Consider the following 3,418-nt stretch of genomic DNA (forward strand, 5'->3'; position numbering starts at 1 on the left):
TAACGGCAACACGGGGACTGCTGGCAATACCGGTGCGACAGGTGCTAACGGCAACACGGGAGCTTCTGGTAATACCGGTGCAACAGGTGCTAACGGCAACACGGGAGCTTCTGGTAATACCGGTGCAACAGGTGCTAACGGCAACACGGGAGCTTCTGGTAATACCGGCGCTACAGGTGCTACAGGTAATACAGGAGTTGCCGGCGATACGGGTGCCACCGGGGCTACAGGGAACACAGGAGTTACCGGCGATACGGGCGCTACCGGTTCTACGGGGAACACGGGGGTTACTGGCGCTACAGGTAGCACCGGTGGTACTGGCACAACAGGCGCTACGGGTATCACAGGACCTACTGGCAATACCGGGCCTAATACCGTATCCGCATCTACCTCAACCACTTATAACGGCTTATTAAAAGGCAATGGCTCCATCGTCACTACAGCAACTGCGGGTACTGACTACTTAACATCATCTTCCTCGCTTAACGCGAACAACATCTCTTCCGGTTCGATGAACCCTTCATTCCTCAGTTCTTCAGGCGCAAGCAATGGCGATGTATTAACTTACAATGGCTCACAATGGGCACCGGCAGCCAGCTCATCAGGCGCATCGGGGTTTAACTTTAGCTACATAATTAATAGTGGTGCAACAGTAACGATTAGTGCGCACTATATAACCATAATCGGCGGCCTCCAGCCCCAATCGACTAACGAACAAGATGGGTTTAGATTAGTGCCGTCAGCCTGTAGCACGGTGTCAGTTCAAGCTATCTCTAATGGCACACTGGCAAACAACACATATACCATTAAGGTGCGTAAAGCCACAAATGGGGCGTCAAACTATACTTTCTCGGATGCAGTCACATGCAGTACAAGCTTTGGCGGCGGCAGTGTACGTTCTTGCTCGACCTCAGCGCCGGTGTCCTTTAGTTTAGGCGATGGCATTGGTGTTTTAGTGTCAGGCGGAACCACTGCTCATAACTCTGAATCGACAACTAAAGCCATCTATATTTCAGTAAGCTGCCAATAACCCTTTGCTAAACCGGTCGTTTAGAGTGCGACCGGTTTCGATTCAAACAACCGACACATCACTTATCGCCGGAAGTTTCTCAAATCCGCCAGACTATGATTAAATTCCTCATTATGATTTCGGAGTCCCTATATACTTCAAACGGTCAAGCTTTCGGTTTTTAGGTAGGGTGCGCTGCACCTTTATATCATCATTAAAAATCAATGAAAAAGGTACGCATAGCGCACCCTACCGAAAAATTTGACCATTCAGCGTATAGATACTGCTTAGCTGAGTCATTTCTCATTACCCGCTCAAATCAGCCTAACCGGCTGTTTCTGTTTAGGGTAAACGGTCAAGAGTCATTATGTATCATTATTTAGAGGTGTTATGTTTGTTATTATTGGATACGTTGTCATCATTGGCGCGTTATTAGGCGGCTTTATCGCCTCTGGTGGTCATGTCGGGGTTTTAGTACAACCGTTTGAGGTGCTTATTATTTTAGGCGCGGCGTTTGGTGCGTTTATCTGCGGTAACTCGATTGATATTGTTAAAGGCGCGATAAAAGGCGCAACGGCTACGTTGGGCAATTCGCCTTATAACAAAGAATTCTACATGGAGTTATTGCTCTCGTTTAATGCGTTAACCAATAAAATTCGCAAGGAAGGCTTGCTATCATTAGAAGACATTATCGACGAACCGCAAATTGATACGATTTTTTTGCCTAAAGTGCTAAAAGATCATCATTTGATGGAATTTATCCGTGATAATCTGCGTTTAATGCTAACCGGTGTTGAAGTCATGGCATTAGAAGAACTCACCGATCAAGTGTTAGAAACTCACCATGAAGACGGTCACGCACCGATAAAAGCGGTGCAAGGCGTTGGGGATGGCTTACCGGCATTCGGCATTGTCGCCGCCGTGTTAGGGGTGGTACATACGATGGAGTCGGTCGGTATTCCGCCAGCAGAATTAGGCAAGCTCATCGCCGCTGCGCTGGTCGGTACGTTTCTAGGTATTTTAATGGCGTATGGTTTCGTCATGCCAGTTGCGTCCGTGATGCAACAACGGTTCGAGGCGGGCAGTAATGCGTATAAATGCGTACAAAAAGGCTTGTTATGCACTGCTAAAGGCATGTCGCCAACGATGACGGTTGAATACATGCGGGCAATGATTACCTCAGGTATGCGCCCTGATTTCTTTGAATTAGAAGCGCAAATTAAAGCGAGAAAATAACGGAGCACGTCATGGCTGAACAACCCATTATCATCAAAAAAATTAAAAAAGGCGGCCATGCGCATCACGGCGGCGCATGGAAATTAGCGTATGCCGATTTCGTCACAGCGATGATGGCGTTTTTCTTATTGATGTGGTTGTTAGGCTCGACGACCGATGCTGATAGAAAAGGTATTGCGCAATACTTCTCTGACCCATACAAAATTTCATTAATGGGTGGTATGGATGTCGGAGACAGAACCCAGCTAGAACCGGGCGGTGGTAAAGACTTAAAATCACAAGAACACGGCCAAGTCGATGAAAAAGACGACTTAAAACACTTAGAGCAATTAGAAAGTGAAATCAAGGCGCTGATTAATTCAGAAGCCAAATTGTCTGAGTTCAAAGACCAAATCAAATTGGAAATTACCCAAGAAGGTCTGAGAGTCTTGATTACCGATAAAGAAAATCACCCCATGTTTAAGCTAGCCAGCTCGGCAACCGAACCGCAAACTCAAACAATTTTGCGCGCATTAGCCCCCGTGATTAACGAATTACCGAATAAGATTTCAATCAACGGTCATACCGATGCCCGACCGTTCCCTAACAACAAAGCGGCTTATAGTAACTGGGAATTATCCAGTGACCGCGCCAATGCAGCGCGTAGAGAGCTCGTCATTGGCGGCTTAAACGATGAAAAAATTCTACGCATCACCGGCTTATCATCTAGTATCCCACTCAATTCTGAGGATCCATTAGACCCTATTAACCGCCGTATTTCCATCGTCATCATGAATAAGAAGACAGAAAACGAAATTGTGCAAGGCATGGTTCACTCAACTGAAGATAAGCCTGCTGAGCCTGCACCGGCTGAGCCAAGTGCAGGTCATACCGAAAGCGCTGCACCGGCACATGAGTCACATGAAAGCGCGGAACCTAAACCCGAAGCAGAACATAATGAGCATCATTAGTACCACTCTTGAATGGCTTACAATCTGATGCGAGCCAAGTTGATGAATAGCATCTCTTTAAGAGATGCTATTTGTCTAAAATAAAAAATACCGCTGTGCCATTGGCAGTATTGCTAATGGCTCACAGGTTAACAACATACCATCGGCGCGCACCGCATAGGTTTGTGGATCGACCTCCATCACCGGTTGATAATGGTTGTGGATTAAGTCTTTTTTTGCTAAT

General features: G+C 46.6%; 3 protein-coding genes. All 3 read left to right on the forward strand.

What is annotated here, in order from left to right; all coding sequences use genetic code 11:
- Window positions 1–1,030 (forward strand): beta strand repeat-containing protein (locus tag VZ94_RS23825; RefSeq protein WP_052700788.1); only part of this gene is annotated, 1,030 nt, incomplete at its 5' end.
- A 369-nt stretch (window positions 1,031–1,399) separates the two neighbouring features.
- A complete protein-coding gene (gene motA, locus VZ94_RS20510) occupies window positions 1,400–2,245 on the forward strand; it encodes a flagellar motor stator protein MotA (protein WP_045780660.1) in 846 nt (281 codons plus the stop codon).
- 11 nt (window positions 2,246–2,256) lie between these two features.
- On the forward strand, window positions 2,257–3,195 hold the full coding sequence (gene motB, locus VZ94_RS20515) for a flagellar motor protein MotB (protein ID WP_082081869.1): 939 nt from the start codon (window positions 2,257–2,259) through the stop codon (window positions 3,193–3,195).
- The last annotated feature ends 223 nt before the right edge of the window (window positions 3,196–3,418 follow it).

The organism is Methylocucumis oryzae (assembly GCF_000963695.1).
Taxonomy (GTDB): Bacteria; Pseudomonadota; Gammaproteobacteria; order Methylococcales; family Methylomonadaceae; genus Methylovulum; species Methylovulum oryzae.

What these genes read in the sequence shown, in the direction of transcription:
- motA (WP_045780660.1), top strand. Translation starts at nt 1,400, where the DNA reads ATGTTTGTTATTATTGGATACGTTGTCATCATTGGCGCGTTATTAGGC.
- motB (WP_082081869.1), top strand. Translation starts at nt 2,257, where the DNA reads ATGGCTGAACAACCCATTATCATCAAAAAAATTAAAAAAGGCGGCCAT.